This is a genomic window from Mycobacterium asiaticum, assembly GCF_001673635.1.
Classification (GTDB): domain Bacteria; phylum Actinomycetota; class Actinomycetes; order Mycobacteriales; family Mycobacteriaceae; genus Mycobacterium; species Mycobacterium asiaticum_C.
In genome coordinates this window covers 24,737-39,830 of sequence record NZ_LZMH01000040.1, presented here as the reverse complement: position 1 = coordinate 39,830, position 15,094 = coordinate 24,737, and the positions used below count along the sequence as shown (strand labels likewise).

Genomic DNA, 15,094 nt, shown 5'->3' with positions numbered 1-15,094 from the left:
AAATACTAAGAGGTCGGGTGGCCTCGTAACCGGGATGACAGCCGACGACCACGCAACCGACGCACCGCGGCCAGCCGTTGACCGTCACGTCCGGGAGCGAACAACGGGATGGTGCAGGCCGCGACGGCGACGATTGCGGCCATGACCGCGTATGACGAACTGGTGGCCGCCACGAAGGCGTCCTTGCTGCGCTCCGCCAATGCAAGGCCTTGCGGTCCAAGGTGATTGGCGACCGCTAGCGCCTTGGTCAACGAATCCGACGCCGGACCCCGGACCGGTTGGGGGAGGTCACCGAGCGCACCCGCGATGCGATGGCTGTAGCTGCCGGCCAGGATCGAGCCGGCCAGGGCGATGCCCAGCGCGCCGCCCACCTCGCGGGTGGCGTCGTTGACCGCGGAGGCCACCCCCTGCTTCTCGTCCGGCGCAGCGCCCATGATCGCCGAAGTCGTTGGGGCGGTGCATAACCCGAAGCCGGTGCTGATGATCATCAGGGGCCAGCAGATCTGGAGGTAGGAGGAGTCGGCGGTCAGCGTGCACATGCACAAGAAGCCGATAGACACCAGCACCATGCTGGCGAAGACGACCACACGCAACCCCAGCCTTAGCAGATACCACGACGACAGCAGCGACAGCGCCAGCAACGGCACCGCCATCGGGCCCAGCGCCAGCGCGGCGATCAGCGCGGAATAGCCCTTCACCTGTTGGAGGTACTGCACCACCAGGAAGAACAGCCCGAATGTGGCCAGGAAGACCATGGTGATCGTCGCGGCGCCGGTGCCGAAATAGGGATTGGCGAACAGACGGATGTCGAGCAGCGGATCACGGCGCCGAAGCTCGATCACCCCGAATACCACCGCCAGCGCCGCCCCAGCGATCAGGCAGCCGAAGACGCGGGGATCGCTCCAGCCGTGCGCGGGTGCCTGCAGGATGCCGAACACGAACACCGCGACCGCCGCCCCGACGGTGGCTGCGCCCGGCACGTCCAGCCGCGGCGCGTCGGGGTCGCGCGACTCGGCGATGGTCAGGGTGAGCAGGAAAACCACCAACCCGCCGATCGCCAGGGTCCAGAAGATCGAGCGCCAGTCCCAGAACTCGACGAGCAGCCCTGCACCGATCATGCCGAACAGCCCACCCGATCCGGCGACGCCGGCCCAGATGCCGACCGCTTTGGTGCGCGCCTCCGGCGGGTAGGCCACTGTCAGCAACGACAGGGTCGCGGGCATGACAAAGGCGGCACCGGCCCCGGCCAACCCGCGGGCCGCAATGATCTGCACCGGGCTGTCGAAGATCAAGGGCGCGGCGGATGCGATCGAGAAGATGGCGACGCCGATAAGTAGGGCACTGCGCCTGCCGTACCGGTCGCCGATGGCGCCGGCGGGCAACAGCAGGCACGCGAGCAACAGCGTGTAGCTGTCCACGATCCAGGTCAGTTGCGTCTGGGTGGCCCCCGTGGCGGCTGCGATGTCGCTCAGCGCCGTGTTCAGGGCGACCATCGACGCGATGACGAGGGCCACCCCCGCGCAAGCGATGAACAGCGTCCACCCCCGTCGCGCACGGGAACCCTGCGCGAAGGAGTTCGGTGGCTGATCGGAGCGTTTGAGGGTTCTGACCGCGAAACCAGTCACGGGCCCTGCTTCCGTTGCAGTGGACAGCAGTAAAACAAGACTGTCAGTCTCGTAGCGAGACTCCCGGTCTCAGTACCCGCTGAGGCGCGCCGGAAAACGCGTCGGGGTCACGCGGTTTAAGCGCCGCCCGCCCGACCCGGTAACAGCCGGAACAGTCGACGGGCGATGCGGGTCAGCGGATTGTCCGAAGAATGCTGCGCATCCTTGATCCTGTTCAACGTCTGCTCGCCCTCCACGGCGTAGTCCTTCACTGATTCGTCGCCTTCTTCTGCGCGCATGAAACTCTCCTTGGTTAAGCGGGTTGACAAGCGTCACGCCGGAGTGAGCCGCTCGGGCGGGTCCTGCGGTGGTAGCCGCTCCGGCGGTTCGGATGGCGTGAGCCGTTCCGGCGTCTCCGACGGGGTGAGGCGTTCCGGCGCCTCTGCGGGCGTACCCCGTTCCGGCGTCTGGGGTCCGGTTGAACGTGCGTCGATCATCAACGGCTCCTTGCTGGACTCCCTGGTGCCTACCCGCGCTACCGGGGGGCCCAAACAGACGTCAGTCGCCGGTGCGGGTGAACTTCATCTCGTACGGACCGCCTTTGCAGGCGCTGCCCGATTCATCCTTGGTGCCGCTCCCGGCCAGCACGGCTATCGGGTCCTGCGGGGGCTCCGGCAGCGGGAACGTGCCTTTGATCTTGACGTGCGAGGTGCCGCCGGCCGGGCAGGACGCGTCGTACTCGTCGTCGCGGGTCCAGACGTCATTGGCGAATTGCAGCAACTGGGTGCCGCTGGTGCCGTTCCTGACGAACCGGCTCAGGCAGCGGTCTCCGGTACGCAGACAGATGGTGTCGACGGTGTAATCGGCTTCCTGCGGCTTCGGGGCGTTGGCGCCGGTGTAGGTGGTCAGCAGGTGGTAAGCGCCGTGCAGCGCCTCGGCAGGGGACACGACGCGCGCGCGCTGCTCGGCTGGGTCAGGGAGGCCGCCGAGTTCAGCGTCGCCGGTTCGGGTGAACGTCACCGACCGCTTGCTGTAGCAATCGAGGGAATCGGTGATCCACTCGCCGACCAGGGAGCCGTCGGATTGCGGCTTCAGCCAGACGTAATTCCACTTCTCGATGCTCTTCTCGTTGCATTTGCCGCCTTCGAGAGCGATCGCGATCCAGCGTCCCCGAACATCGTCGAACACCAGCTTGGGAGTGTGGTTGTAGGGCCCGTCGGTGCGCTGCGCCGTCGCGACGCACCCACTCCCGCCCTTGCCGGTGCAAGCGGAACGCAGCACCCACGTCTCCTGGCCGGGCGGTTCGGAATTCGCAACCTCCTTGCCCGCCAAAGACATCTTCGGACCGAAGTCAGCGGTGTAGGTGCCGGTGAACGGGCCGCCGTTGGACGGCGGCGTCGCTTCTTCGGTGCCCGACCGTTCGGTCGCCTGGCCGCTGCCCGGGCTGCCGCCACCGCCGCTCAGGGCGATCACGGCGACCACGGCGATGACGGCGAGCAGCGCACCGACCCCCGCCAGGATGAGCGGGGTGCGGCGCTTGCGCTTCGGTTTGCCGCCCTGCTCGCGGTTCGGTCTGCTGCCCGGATCGCGGCTGGGGCCGCTGTCCGGGGCGGCCGCTGGAGCGACTACCGGGAACGGGACGGGTGTGGGCGGGTCACTCGGGTGCCGGTAGAGCGTCGGCTCGTCGTTGATCGAGTGATGCTGGTTCGGGTCCGTGCTGGGCCGGCGTTGAGTGGGATCGGTGGGCGGCCGCTGCGGGGACGGATCCGGCGCCGGGCGGTACGGATTGGGGTCCGACGGCGGGCGGTAGGGGGCCGGCGGCGGCGACTGCGGGCGGCGCTGATTCGGGTCCGGCGGTGGGCGCCGCGGCGGCTCGCCCGGGGGGCGGCGCTGCGACTGGTCGGGGTAGGCCGGGCCGCCGCGTCGCGGCGCGGGGGGCGGCTGCCTCGGCGGACCGGGTGGCGGTGCGAGCTGGGTGCGCTGCTGGACGGGTTCGGGCCGGCGCAGCGGGATGGGGCGCGTTCCGGTCACCGCTTCCCGGGCGGCGGCCGCCATGTCGGTGACCGTCGGGTAGCGCTGCTCGGGATTCTTGGCCATTGCGGTCGCGATCACGTTGTCCAGCTCTTCGGGTATGCCGCGCCGCAGCGTGGACGGCCGCGGCGGCGGCAGGCTCAGGTGCCCCCCGATCTGCTGTTCCAGGCTGCTGCCGGGGAAAGGCTGGCTGCCGGTCAAGCACTCGTGCAGCACGCAGCCGAGCGCGTAGGTGTCACCGCGCGGGTCGGTCTGACCGGAGGTCACCCGTTCGGGCGCCATATAAGCCCAGGTGCCGATCACGTTGCCGGTGCCGGTCATGTGGGAATCCCCTGCCGCCCTGGCGATGCCGAAGTCGATCAGGTAGGCGAAATCGTCCTCGGTGACCAGGATGTTGGACGGCTTGACGTCGCGGTGCACCAAGCCGATCCGGTGCGCGGCGCGCAGCGCGGAGGCGATCTGTTCAATGATGTTGACCGCGCGTTCAGGTTCCAGCGCGCCATCGGCGATGATGTCTTGCAGGTCGCGGCCCACGACCAGCCGCATGTCGACGTACAGGCGTCCGTCGATCTCACCGAAATGGTGGATGGGCACCACGTGCGGGTCGTTGAGACCGGCCGCCGCCAGGGCCTCCCGGCGGAAGCGCTGTTCGAACGTCGGGTCGTTGGCGAGGTTGGCGGTCAGCACTTTGACGGCGACGACGCGTTGGGTCTCGGTGTCGTAGGCACGCCAGACCTCACCCATGCCGCCCCGGCCCAGCAATTCAAGGAACTGGTAGCGGCCGAATGTCGTGCCTTGCACTCGGCCCCCTCAGCGAAAACCAGATGATACTTCGGCAAATACATTAAAACCGCACCCGCAGGGACGCACGGCCGTCTTCAAGCTAAACATGAGAAACGACCGCCCGACAGCGTGTTCGATCAGCCGGCTTTACCCCCTGAGCGGAGAAGACCTGACGCTGGACGGCAGCAACGTCAACGTCAGGATGAGCGCCGCGGCAACCAGGGCCAGCACCCTGCCGGCGGCCGCGACTTTGTCACAAGCTTTGTCACAAGGCCTTGGCACCGTTGTAGAGCACCATCAACCCGATGAGCACCAGGACGGCGCCGAGCATTGCCGCATGGTTCTTCGACATCCAGTCCTTGAGTCTGGTCAGCGGTTCGTCCAAGCGGTCCCCGGCACTGACGTAAGCCAGGATCGGGATCGCCACCGTCGACGCGGAGACCACGACGAACACCGCGGACGCGAGGAATTTGCCGCCGGCATCGAACCCTCCGGTGCCGATGGCCACCCCGGCCGCCAGGCACAGCAGCGACACCTCCAGCCGGACCACCGTCAGAATCAGGGCCGTCACGCCGGCCCGCACCGGCGTGATGGTGCCGAACGCCCTCATCCAGCGCGGCTCCTGGGACTCGCGGTGCCGGGTCAGCCAGCGATAGATGCCGAACAGGATCAACGCCGACCCGAGCACGACACGCAGCCAGGACGCCCAGGCCGGCGGCGTCTTCTGCAGACCACCGAGCAGCCCGGCCGCCGAGACGAAGATCGCGGTCAGCGCGCACAGCCCCAGCAACCAGCCGCCCAGGAACGCCAACCCGGTAGGACGCGGCCGCGGCGAATGCAGGACCAGCACCGCCGGAATGATCGTCAACGGCGAGACCGCAATAACCAGAGCCAACGGGATGAGAGCCGTCAGCACCGAGCTCCAATGTCCTGTCACGGGCAGCAATCTTCCCACGGGGCAGTCAGCCGAAGCCCGAATTGACGCAAAGCTCAGTTTGCGTCGGCCGCGGCGTCCTTGCTGGCCTTCACGGGATCCGAACTCGGCGGCAGCTTGAGCAGAGTGCCGCCCACGCTGCCCTGCGCGGTCCGGACCGTCACCAGGATCCAGGTCAGCAGCAGGCCGAGATAGGCGATCATCGCGGCCACCCGAAACGCCGGAAGGTGGGTGTGGACGGCCAATTGCGAGGTACCTGTGACAAAGGTGCCTACCGGGAACGTCAGGCTCCACCACGTCAGGGCGAACGGCATGCCACGTCGCAGGGTGCGCACGGTCAGGGCGGTGGCAAGCGCGATCCACAGCACCGCGAAGCCCCACACCGGCACGCCGAAAATGATGGCGAATGCGTTCATCGCTTCGGACAGTCGGCGGTCGACCGCACCGGTGGACGCGGCCGCTGCCAGCAGTCCCGCGGCAGTGACGGACTGCCCGAGCGGGCCGAGCACGATCCACAACGTCGGCACCCGCGTCGACCCGGACGTACCGTAGAGAACCAGGCGACTCCAGATCATCGCGATGATGTTCGCCGATGCCAGCAGCGACAGCCCGAACATCGCGTAGCAGCCGTAAAGCATGGTCTCGCGGCCCGTCCCCGGCGGCATGTGCGGAAGCAGCAAGGCTCCCGTCGCTGCCGACACCATCGGCGGGACGACCGGCATCAGCCAGCCGCCGAACGCTGCGTCGGGCTCGACGTGCAGCTGGGTGAACATCAGGAACGGGATGCTCACCGCGGTGAACAGACCGCCCAGCGTGCCGGCCGTCCACAACACCCAGTCCAGGTCGACGGCGATCTGCTCGCCGATCAGGTCCCCGGAGACCAGCACGGCACCGGCGCCCACGGTCATCAGCGCCATCGGAGCGGCCCCGTAATAGTGGGCCATCTGCGGGTTGCGGGCGTGGGTGCGCGCGACCTTCGGGTTCCGCAGCCAGTGGCCGCCCACCAGCACGATGAGTACGACCAGCAGGACCGCCGCGAACACCCACACCCCGTGGGTGAACCCGCGCAGCCCCGGCACGTGCACGGGCAGGGTGGCGCCGGCGATGGCAACTATCCCGGTGCCCATCACCGAGGCGAACCAGTTGGGTCCGATGTTGCCCAGCACCTCGACGCGCGGGTGCGCCGACGACGCGTCGTCCGGGCTCACGGTGGCCATAGCTGAGCAACCTACTGCCGCGGCCGGTCGTACACTGCGGTCAGGGCAGGCTTGACGAAACGAGGTTCGTATCTCGATGAGAACGCCCCTGGTGATCGGGATATCCGTGCTGCTGGTGGCGGCAGCGCTGGCGATGCCGATCAAGCAGCGGTGTGGCGCGCCCGGCCGCACCTGCGCGACCGCGGTGGACGCCGACGGCAACGTCCACTACTACTACGAAGTCGAGCCAGTGGCGGTATTCCTGTTGGAAAACGTGTTGGGCTCGGATATCCCGGTCTTCTACACCTCAGGTGAAGAGGTCGAGAGAGCCAGATAGACGGGAGGACAGGTGCGGATAGCTGCGCTGGTGGTGTCGGCGTTGATGCTCGGCGGTGCCCTCGCGTCGGTACGGATGACGAACGTCGCGCTGGTCACCGCAAGCGAGGACTTCTGCGCCGCGCACTACCTGTGCCCTTCCGAGCCGCCTGCCGACGGCGCCGACCAGGCGACCGCAGAACGCCACGTCGTCGACGGCTACGTCGCCAAGCAGGCCAGTTGCACGCCGGACCTGCCGGCGGACCCGCAATCGGTCACCTGGGATCCGCCCGGCTTCCGGCCTGGGACCGGCGGCTCGGGGAACGTCAATGACGCGGATCCCAGTCTGGGCGGCCACTTCGTCGCCGACTACGTCAACGGCCGCTGGCACATTGACTATCAGTACTGCTGACGGGTGTCCCGTCAGGCGCGGCACACCTGCGGCGCGAACTGGACGGTTGTCGTCGACGGCGTATTGAACTGAGCGCGCAGCGTCAGCTCCGGGGACACTGGCTGGCTGGCGACGTCGAACCGGTTGAGGTCGAGCAGCATCTCGACCGTGTCCGGCGCGGTGATGCGAGCGTTGGTGTCCCGGTCGAAGCGCATCCGGTTCTCCCCCGGGCTGGCCGTCCGCGTGCTGGTGATGGCGAGGTCGTTGGTGTCGGGCTCGGGACCCAGTTCGGCGAACGGGGTGCCGTTGTTGGCGATGCTGTAGGTCAGCACGTAACCCACGAACCGGGTCGCGCGGGTCCCGATCGGCACCGGGGGCAGCGGTTGGGCGAACCGAACCGCCAGTTGCAGCACGCTGCCCCGCGGGTGCTTGACGTCCACCGAGGACACCGTGATCTTGGGCGGCGGAACGTGCCCGCTCTCGGTGCGGCAACTGAGGCGGTTGGGCAGCCGTGCCCAGTCGTCTCGTGGCGAGGAAGTGAACACGGTGAAGCCGACGGCGATCAGCGCCACCACGAGGGCCAGTGGAAGCACCACCCGGAGCCCGATCGGCAGCACCGCCCAGCCCCTGCGCACCCGGGCTGCCAGGCCGGTGGGCGCCCCCGATGTCCGACGGTGGGTGGTCCACCCGGCGCCGTCCCAGTAGCGCTGGCCGCCGGACCCATCGGGGTCGACGTACCAGCCTGCCGGTGGCGAAGTTGGCACTGTCGCTCCATTCGATGCGGGAGAAGGCGGGCGGATCAACTACTCAGTACCGAACGGCTCACGGCGGTGAATCGAGCGACACCGGTGGTGTGTCGAGCATCTGGACCTTGTCGTCGCGCCACTGGTATCCGACCGTGGTCAGGGTGCCGTCGGGGCAGCTGTCACAGCTTTGGCCGGTCCGATAGGTCAGCACCACGGTCTTCCCGTTAGATGCCGGTGCCTCGAGTTCGGTGAACGAATACGCGTTGGGTGTCGCGGTCCCGACGAAGTCGCCGCGGTGAAACAACAGCGCCAGATCGGGGGCGCTGCGGGTCGCGTCGCGCACGGTCACCACCACGCCCGACAGCTCGGCGCACGGGTCGTAATTGCCCGACAGCACCTTTGGATCCCATTGCTTGCCGGTCTTGCGGTCGGGCGGAACCTTGGCCAGCGCCGCGGCGAGCGCCGCTGCCTGGTCGGGTCCGCACGGGTCCGTCGGCGCGCTGCCGGCGGCCGACGTCGGTGCGGCGGCGGTGGTCTGCTGCGGCGAGTCGGCCGCCCGCTGCGGGGCGTCCGCATGCTTGGCCACGTAGGTCGCTACGGCGGCGATCACGACCACGGCGATGAGCGCGGCGACCAGCCAAACGGCCCGGCCCGTCGATGGCGGCGTGGTGTCCAGGTCGTCGGACGGGTCGTAGGCGGGCGGCGGCCAGTCGGGATCGACGTCCTCAGCAACCATCCCAGATGCCGACCTTTCCCGTTGTGATCCCCTCCGGACGTGCCGAATTGTAGCCGAATGCGCTGGTCGCAGAAGTTTAGCGGCGCCGAGGCGGGCTACAGACACGGGTGAGCCTGCGCACAACAGCGACTTCGTGTTGGGGCCGTACAGCAAGCTACCGCATACTAGACGGCATGCGTCGAACGACTTCACCGCAAACCGCCGGCCGCGCGCCGGCCGGTTTCGCGGTGCTTGGTCGGGGGCGCTAGTGGGGCGTTCGGGCGGTGCGCACCGCCTGAAGAATCAACGTGCCGCCAAGCAGCCGTCGCGGGTGCGCAAACGGTTGTCGCGCGCTGTCATGGCGCTGGCCTCCGCGGTTGCGGTGGGAATGACGGGTGCCGGCTACTGGGTGGCGCACGGCGCACTCGGCGGAATCACGATCTCGCAGGCGCTGACCGCCGAGGACCCGCGGTCGACCGGCGACAGCATGAACATCCTGTTGATCGGGCTGGACTCCCGCAAGGACCAGGAGGGCAACGACCTGCCCTGGTCCATCCTCAAGCACCTGCACGCCGGGGATTCCGATCAAGGCGGCTACAACACCAACACGCTGATCCTGGTGCACGTCGGAGGCGACGGGAAGGTCGTCGCGTTCTCCATCCCACGTGACGACTGGGTGCCGTTCAACGGCGTGCCGGGCTACAACCACATCAAGATCAAGGAGGCGTACGGGCTCACCAAGCAGTACGTCGCCAACCAGCTCGCCAACCAGGGGGTGGGCTCGCAGCGCGAACTCGAGGCGCGGGGCCGCGAGGCCGGCCGGACCGCGACGCTGCGCGCGGTGCGCAGTCTGACCGGTGTCCCGATCGACTACTTCGCCGAGATCAACCTGGCGGGTTTCTACGACCTGGCCCAGACGCTGGGCGGGGTCGACGTGTGCCTGAACCACCCCGTCTACGACTCGTACTCGGGGGCCGACTTCCCCGCCGGACGTCAGCGACTGGACGCCTCCCAGGCCCTGTCCTTCGTGCGGCAGCGGCACGGTCTGGAAAACGGCGACCTGGACCGGACCCATCGCCAACAGGCTTTCCTGTCGTCGGTGATGCACGACTTGCAGGACTCGGGCACCTTCACCAACCTGGACCGGCTCAACAGCCTGATGGCCGTCGCCCGCAAGGACGTGGTGCTGTCGGCCGGCTGGGACGAGGGCCTGTTCCGCCGGATGGGCGAACTGGCGGGCGGCCCCGGTCAAAGTCAGGTCGAGTTCCGCACCCTGCCGGTCGTCCGCTACGACAACATCGACGGCCAGGACGTCAACATCATCGACCAGGCCGCGATCAAGGCGGAGATCGCCGCGGCGTTCGGGACGGCGACGCCGTCCACTGCACCCGCCACCACGAGCGCCAAGCCCAACCCGTCGACCGTCGTCGACGTGATCAACGCCGGCAGCATCAGCGGTATGGCCAGCCAGTTGTCCACCGCGTTGAAGAAGCGCGGCTATACCGCCGGCCAGGTCCGCGACCGCGAGTCGGGTGACCCGTCGTACACGACGATCCAATACGGGGCGGGCGCCGAGGCCGACGCGCAGAACATCGCCACTGTGCTCGGCGTCGACGCGCCCAAGCAGCCGGACTCCAGCATCTCGCCGGGGCACATCCGGGTGACCGTGGACACCAACTTCTCCCTGCCCGACGCGGACGACACGACCACGAGCACGACGACGACCACGACGACCAGCAAGGCCAACACGTACTACTACAACGGCACCGCCACCACCTACCCGACGCCCGATCACGGTAAGCCGATCGACGGCGGCGGGGTGCCCTGCGTGAACTAGCGCGAGCGGGCTCACCGCGTTGCCGCCGGTTGTCGCTTACCCGCCCAGCGTCACGCCAGTGTGGCTCTCGACGTCGGCCGTTGTGCCAGCGTGACGCTCGACGGCGAACGGGCGGGAGACGACCGCGAATTACGCGTGGGTGCCGCCGTCGATGCGGATTTCTGTCCCGGTGATGAACGCGCCGTCCTCCGACACCAGCATCGCGATGACACCGGCGATCACGGACGGGTCCGCCATGCCGGCGCCGCTGGATGTCTCGGTGGTCGGCAGGATCGGCATCAGCCGGCTGAACAGCGTCCAATCGGCGTCCTTGGGGATGTAGCCGCCGGTGGCGTCGGTGATGCCGGACTTGATGCTGCCGGGCGCCACGCACACCGCGCGCAGCCCGGCGCGGGCATATTCCAGCGCCAGCGCATGGGTGAAGGACTGGACCCCGCCCTTGCTGGCCGCGTAGGCCGCCATATACGGGTGGGCGAAGGCGGCCGAGGTGGAGCTGAAGTTCACGATCGTGCTGCGCGGGTTGTCCAGCAGCTTGGGCAGTGCCTCGCGGACCACCAGGAAGGTGCCGGTGAGATTGACGGCGATGATGCTGTTCCACAGCTCGAGGGTGGTTTGGTGAGTGTGGGCGGCCCGCAGGATGCCGGCCGCGTTGACCAGAGAGTCCAGACCGCCCAGCGTGTCGACGGCCGACCGCACACCCGCGATGACCGACTGCTCGTCGGCGACGTCGATCTCGTAGGTGGTCAGCCGATCACCGGCCGCTCCGGCTTTGTCCCGGGTGCGGGCAAGCCCGTCCGCCCCGATGTCGGCACCCACCACCGCGGCGCCCTCATCCAATAGGCGCACCACGGTTGCCTGACCGATCCCCGACCCGGCGCCGGTCACCAGGATTCGCTGGCCTTCCAGTCGTTTCACGGCACGAGCCTAACGCCCGTGCAGCCGTTAGTTGACGTTCGCGGAGAACGAGTCGACCCCCAGGCCCACGCCGCCGCTCCACGGCTCGAAGCCGGCCTGGATGCTGGTCAGGTACCACGAGTCGTTGATCGACTCCATGGTGCTGGTGTGGTCGACGAAGTCCATCACGTCGAAGGTCCAGACCTCGATCGGTTCGGTGGCGACGTAGGACATCACGTTGTTCTGTCCGTTACTCCCGTCCCAGACGACGAACGTCTTGCCGTTGATCGTCGTGTTGCCCACCGGGGAGCCGACGGGCTGGATGGGGCCCTGGTGGTTGAACCAGATCATGATCTCCTGGTCGTTGACCCCGGTGGTGGTGTAGGTGGAGTCCAGCCAGATGTCGTAGGACGCGTTCCAGGTGCCGGTCGGGACGTAGTTGTAGTCGATGCTGGTGGTCGCCGAATTGATCTGCCCCAGCTGGATCGGCAGGTTGGTGCCTATCGACGAAGTGCCGTAGTGCACCCCCTCGTAGATCGACGGGTATCCCAGCGGGGCGCCGTTGGTGGGCGCCGATCCGTTCATCTGGGTGATGGAGAAACCGGTGGGGGTGACGTTGATGGTCTGGCCGGCTGGGTTGTTCCAGGCGTTGTTCTGCACGACGTACCCGCCGGTGACCGTTGTCGTCCCGTACTGAGTCGAGATGACCGTGCCGCCGGTCGGCGTGGTCGGCGTGGTCGGCGTGGTCGGCGTGGTCGGCGTGGTCGGGGTGGTCGGGGTAGTCGTGACGGGGCTTCCGTTGATCAGCGAGCTGGACGGCGGGGCGTAAGCGCCGCTGTGCGCGGCCTGAAAGCCGACATCGATCGATGTGCCCGGCGCAATCGTGGCGTTGTGGTCGACCGGGGTGAAGGTGTACTGCTGCCCCGAAGACGCCAGTTGCCCACCCCACGCGCTGCTGATGGCGGAGCCGGTGGGCATGGTGAATTGCAACTGCCAGTTGTTTATCGGGGTGGCCGTGGAATTGGTGATTGTGTACTTCCCGATGAAGCCGCCATCCCACTGCGACGCGGTTGCATACTTCGCGGAAAGTCCAATCGGGGTAGGTGTAGTGGGTGTAGTGGGTGTAGTGGGGGTGGTCGGCGTCGTCGGTTCGGTCGGGACCGCGGTGGGTGGAGCTTGCGGCGGGCGACCACCATTGGCGAGCAGGCCGGCAATCCCTTGCAGTTGGCGTTCCGCGTTTTGCAGAGAAGCCACGATGGCCGCCTCGGTGCCGGCATACCAATGCGCCGCCGCGGTCAACGCCTGCACAAACCGGGCATTGATGGCCGCGGTCAGCTGGTTGCTGATCGCCTGATACTCGCGAGCCTGCACATTGAGGAAATCGGTGATGGCCGCCGAAATCTCGTCGGCGCCGGGTCCCAGCAAACCCGTTGTGGTGGCCGCGGCGGCCGCATTGGCCGTCTTGAGCGATGCGCCGATACCTGCCACATCGGCGGCCGTCAGCGTCAGTAACTCCGGTTCGACAATCGCGTATGACATGTCAAATTCCTTAGATCAGGAAACAATATTGGCGCTATAACGGGCATATCTCGAACCAATAACGGAACGTATATCGCAGGGACCGTAGCAGCAGAATCGTGCCAGCGCATGCGGAATCGCCATTTGTTCAAGGCAGCGCGTGCTGTCAATGAGTTTTACAAAATGTCACTGCGGCGCATTGTTGTAACGCCAAAATGCCGCGACGGGCGAAATCGAGTCAGACCACGCCGCGCAATGCGTCGCCGCCGAACATGGGCTCCATCATTGCGGAGTAATCCGGGCCGCGGCGCAGGATATGGCCGCCGTCGACGTTGATGCACTGGCCGGTGATGAAGCTCGCGGCATCGCTGAGCAGGAACATTGCCAGGTTTGCCACATCCTCGACTTCGCCGACCCGAGGCAGCGGCGTGCACTGCGCGTAGTCCCCGCTGATCTCCGGCGACTGGATGACGCTCGCATCGACGAGATCGGTGCGGATCAGGCCCGGCCGGATGCTGTTGACCCGAACCCAGGACGCCCCGAGTTCGTCGGCGGCCAGCTGCATCATGTGGTCGATGGCCGACTTGGTGACGCCGTACGGCCCGAACCAACGGTGGGTGTTGCTGGCCGCGATCGACGAGATCCCGACGAACGACCCGCCGCCGCCGCGCACCAGCTCGCGCGCGGCGTGCTTGAGCACGTACATGGTGCCGTTGACGTTGAGGTCGACGGTGCGCCGCCACGCGTCGGAATCGGTGTGGGTGATCGGCCCGACGGTCAACGAGCCACCCGCGCTGTGCACGACGCCGTGCAGGCGCCCGTGCCACGCCGTCACGGCGTCCACCGCGCGGGCGACCTCGTCCTCGTTGGTGACGTCGGTGGGCTCGTAACGCACCGCACCGGGCAGCTGCAGCCCCTCGATTTCCTCGACGGCACCGGCCAACCGGTCGGCATTGCGGCCGACGATCATCACGGACGCGCCAGCGGCAACCAGCCCGGTGGCCACCCCCTTGCCGATGCCGCTACCGCCACCGGTGACCAAGTACGTGCGGTCCTGGAAAGAAAGCTGCACCCGGGGCCCTTCCGCCGAAACTGAAACAGGTTCTAGCTATCGAACCACGGGCGCTACGGGGTATCGCGGCGGGCGACCTTGGTGGGCCGGGCGGTGCGCCAATCCTCGACGTCGGGAGGCAGTCCGACCGGCATGCGGTTCTCGTTATGTGCCGCCCAGTGCGCGTGGCCGAGTTCGTGCACGTGGAACGCGTGGCGCAGCGCCTCGGTGAATCCCATCGCGTCGGCCGCGGCGTTGACCGAGGCCTTGACCAACAGCGACGCCATGGTCGGGCGCTCGGCGATGCGCCGCGCGAATTCCAGCGTCTTCTCTTCGAGTTCGTCGACGGGGAAAACCTTGGACACCATGCCCAGCCGGTAGGCCTCGTCGGCGTCCAGCGAATCACCGGTCAACAACAGCTCTTTGGCCTTGCGCGCCCCGAATTCCCAAGGGTGCGCATAGTATTCGACACCCGGCATGCCCAGCCGGACCGCTACCACGTCGCTGAACTTCGCGTTGTCGGCCGCCACGATCAGATCGCACGCCCAGATCAGCATCAGACCGGCCGATATGGCGTTGCCCTGCACCTGGGCGATGGTGATCTTGCGCAGATCGCGCCAGCGCCGGGTGTTCTCGAAGAAGAAGTGCCATTCCTGGTGGTAGAGCTTCTCGACGATCGGTTCGAGCGTGGACCCGTGCGAGCGAAACGTCGGGTGCTGCTGCGGGCCGGGTTTGCGTTCCAGCAGCGCCGCCTCCGAGCCCAGGTCGTGGCCGGCCGAGAAATTGCGCCCGCGAGCGGCCAGGATGACCACCCGCACCGTGTCGTCGGCCTCGGCCCGGCTGAACGCCTCGTCCAACTGAACCAGCAGCCCGCGGTTCTGCGCGTTGTGGGCGTCCGGTCGGTTCAGCCAGATCCGCGCGATACGACCCTCGTCGAGGGTTTCGTAGGCGACGAATTCCGGCGCCTCGGCCGCCTCCGCCTTGCCATCTTGAGCGCTGGCCTGATCGGAAACCGTCATTTCGCCCACCTCACTTGTCACCGGCTTGCCGTTACAGATTACGGCCAGTATGTAAGCGGC

Annotated in this window: 14 protein-coding genes and 2 pseudogenes; 3 read left to right on the top strand and 13 right to left on the bottom strand. The window is 67.5% G+C overall.

Annotation, left to right across the window (positions count from 1 at the left end; genetic code table 11):
• Positions 1 to 5: 5 nt before the first annotated feature.
• From A5645_RS11695 to A5645_RS11680, 6 genes are all read right to left on the bottom strand, one after another.
• Positions 6 to 1,625 carry an MFS transporter gene (locus tag A5645_RS11695; protein ID WP_065129600.1) on the bottom strand — a complete coding sequence of 540 codons (1,620 nt, stop codon included), beginning with the start codon at positions 1,623 to 1,625 and terminating at the stop codon, positions 6 to 8.
• A 116-nt stretch (positions 1,626 to 1,741) separates the two neighbouring features.
• A complete protein-coding gene (locus A5645_RS27735) occupies positions 1,742 to 1,903 on the bottom strand; it encodes a hypothetical protein (protein ID WP_155767969.1) in 162 nt (53 codons plus the stop codon).
• Between the two features lie 33 nt (positions 1,904 to 1,936).
• Positions 1,937 to 2,101: a hypothetical protein gene (locus A5645_RS28140; RefSeq protein WP_172830522.1), complete on the bottom strand. Its 165-nt coding sequence runs from the start codon at positions 2,099 to 2,101 to the stop codon at positions 1,937 to 1,939.
• 61 nt (positions 2,102 to 2,162) lie between these two features.
• Positions 2,163 to 4,436 carry a serine/threonine-protein kinase gene (locus A5645_RS28330; RefSeq protein WP_065129599.1) on the bottom strand — a complete coding sequence of 758 codons (2,274 nt, stop codon included), beginning with the start codon at positions 4,434 to 4,436 and terminating at the stop codon, positions 2,163 to 2,165.
• Between the two features lie 247 nt (positions 4,437 to 4,683).
• Complete coding sequence (locus tag A5645_RS11685; RefSeq protein WP_155767968.1) at positions 4,684 to 5,373, bottom strand: GAP family protein; 690 nt, start codon at positions 5,371 to 5,373, stop codon at positions 4,684 to 4,686.
• 35 nt (positions 5,374 to 5,408) lie between these two features.
• The gene (locus A5645_RS11680) at positions 5,409 to 6,569 is read right to left on the bottom strand and encodes a TDT family transporter (protein WP_065129597.1); all 1,161 of its coding nucleotides are present in this window, start codon (positions 6,567 to 6,569) and stop codon (positions 5,409 to 5,411) included.
• Positions 6,570 to 6,645: 76 nt separating this feature from the next.
• Between A5645_RS11680 and A5645_RS11675 the strand changes: the two genes are divergently transcribed.
• Together A5645_RS11675 and A5645_RS11670 are read left to right on the top strand one after the other, a co-directional pair.
• A complete protein-coding gene (locus A5645_RS11675; protein WP_065129596.1) occupies positions 6,646 to 6,885 on the top strand; it encodes a hypothetical protein in 240 nt (79 codons plus the stop codon).
• 12 nt (positions 6,886 to 6,897) lie between these two features.
• Positions 6,898 to 7,275: an integrase gene (locus A5645_RS11670; protein ID WP_065038454.1), complete on the top strand. Its 378-nt coding sequence runs from the start codon at positions 6,898 to 6,900 to the stop codon at positions 7,273 to 7,275.
• Between the two features lie 11 nt (positions 7,276 to 7,286).
• Here the strand turns inward: A5645_RS11670 and A5645_RS11665 are convergent, their stop codons facing one another.
• Both A5645_RS11665 and A5645_RS11660 read right to left on the bottom strand, forming a co-directional pair.
• Entirely contained in the window at positions 7,287 to 8,018 is a 732-nt protein-coding gene (locus A5645_RS11665) for a DUF2510 domain-containing protein (RefSeq protein ID WP_065129595.1), read from the bottom strand.
• 58 nt (positions 8,019 to 8,076) lie between these two features.
• Positions 8,077 to 8,736: an LppP/LprE family lipoprotein gene (locus A5645_RS11660; RefSeq protein ID WP_065129594.1), complete on the bottom strand. Its 660-nt coding sequence runs from the start codon at positions 8,734 to 8,736 to the stop codon at positions 8,077 to 8,079.
• A 247-nt stretch (positions 8,737 to 8,983) separates the two neighbouring features.
• Here A5645_RS11660 and A5645_RS11655 point away from each other — a divergent pair, with 247 nt between their 5' ends.
• Positions 8,984 to 10,552, top strand: coding sequence for an LCP family protein (locus tag A5645_RS11655; protein ID WP_065129593.1), 1,569 nt, complete (start codon positions 8,984 to 8,986; stop codon positions 10,550 to 10,552).
• A 129-nt stretch (positions 10,553 to 10,681) separates the two neighbouring features.
• Here A5645_RS11655 and A5645_RS11650 read toward each other — a convergent pair whose 3' ends face one another.
• From A5645_RS11650 to A5645_RS11635, 5 genes and pseudogenes are all read right to left on the bottom strand, one after another.
• Positions 10,682 to 11,467, bottom strand: a complete 786-nt coding sequence (locus A5645_RS11650; RefSeq protein WP_065129592.1) for an SDR family NAD(P)-dependent oxidoreductase — start codon at positions 11,465 to 11,467, stop codon at positions 10,682 to 10,684.
• 27 nt (positions 11,468 to 11,494) lie between these two features.
• Positions 11,495 to 12,055 (bottom strand): annotated as a pseudogene (locus tag A5645_RS28690) (GH12 family glycosyl hydrolase domain-containing protein); the annotation flags it as partial.
• A 195-nt stretch (positions 12,056 to 12,250) separates the two neighbouring features.
• Positions 12,251 to 12,985 (bottom strand): annotated as a pseudogene (locus A5645_RS28685) (cellulose binding domain-containing protein); the annotation flags it as partial.
• Between the two features lie 217 nt (positions 12,986 to 13,202).
• Complete coding sequence (locus A5645_RS11640) at positions 13,203 to 14,036, bottom strand: SDR family oxidoreductase (protein WP_065129590.1); 834 nt, start codon at positions 14,034 to 14,036, stop codon at positions 13,203 to 13,205.
• A 53-nt stretch (positions 14,037 to 14,089) separates the two neighbouring features.
• Positions 14,090 to 15,034 carry an enoyl-CoA hydratase gene (locus A5645_RS11635; protein WP_065038461.1) on the bottom strand — a complete coding sequence of 315 codons (945 nt, stop codon included), beginning with the start codon at positions 15,032 to 15,034 and terminating at the stop codon, positions 14,090 to 14,092.
• Positions 15,035 to 15,094: the final 60 nt, after the last annotated feature.

Excerpts from the sequence above, each read along its gene's own strand:
- A5645_RS11635 (WP_065038461.1), bottom strand. The coding sequence starts at position 15,034 with ATGACGGTTTCCGATCAGGCCAGCGCTCAAGATGGCAAGGCGGAGGCG.
- A5645_RS27735 (WP_155767969.1), bottom strand. The coding sequence starts at position 1,903 with ATGCGCGCAGAAGAAGGCGACGAATCAGTGAAGGACTACGCCGTGGAG.
- A5645_RS11675 (WP_065129596.1), top strand. The coding sequence starts at position 6,646 with ATGAGAACGCCCCTGGTGATCGGGATATCCGTGCTGCTGGTGGCGGCA.
- A5645_RS11660 (WP_065129594.1), bottom strand. The coding sequence starts at position 8,736 with ATGGTTGCTGAGGACGTCGATCCCGACTGGCCGCCGCCCGCCTACGAC.
- A5645_RS28140 (WP_172830522.1), bottom strand. The coding sequence starts at position 2,101 with ATGATCGACGCACGTTCAACCGGACCCCAGACGCCGGAACGGGGTACG.
- A5645_RS11680 (WP_065129597.1), bottom strand. The coding sequence starts at position 6,569 with ATGGCCACCGTGAGCCCGGACGACGCGTCGTCGGCGCACCCGCGCGTC.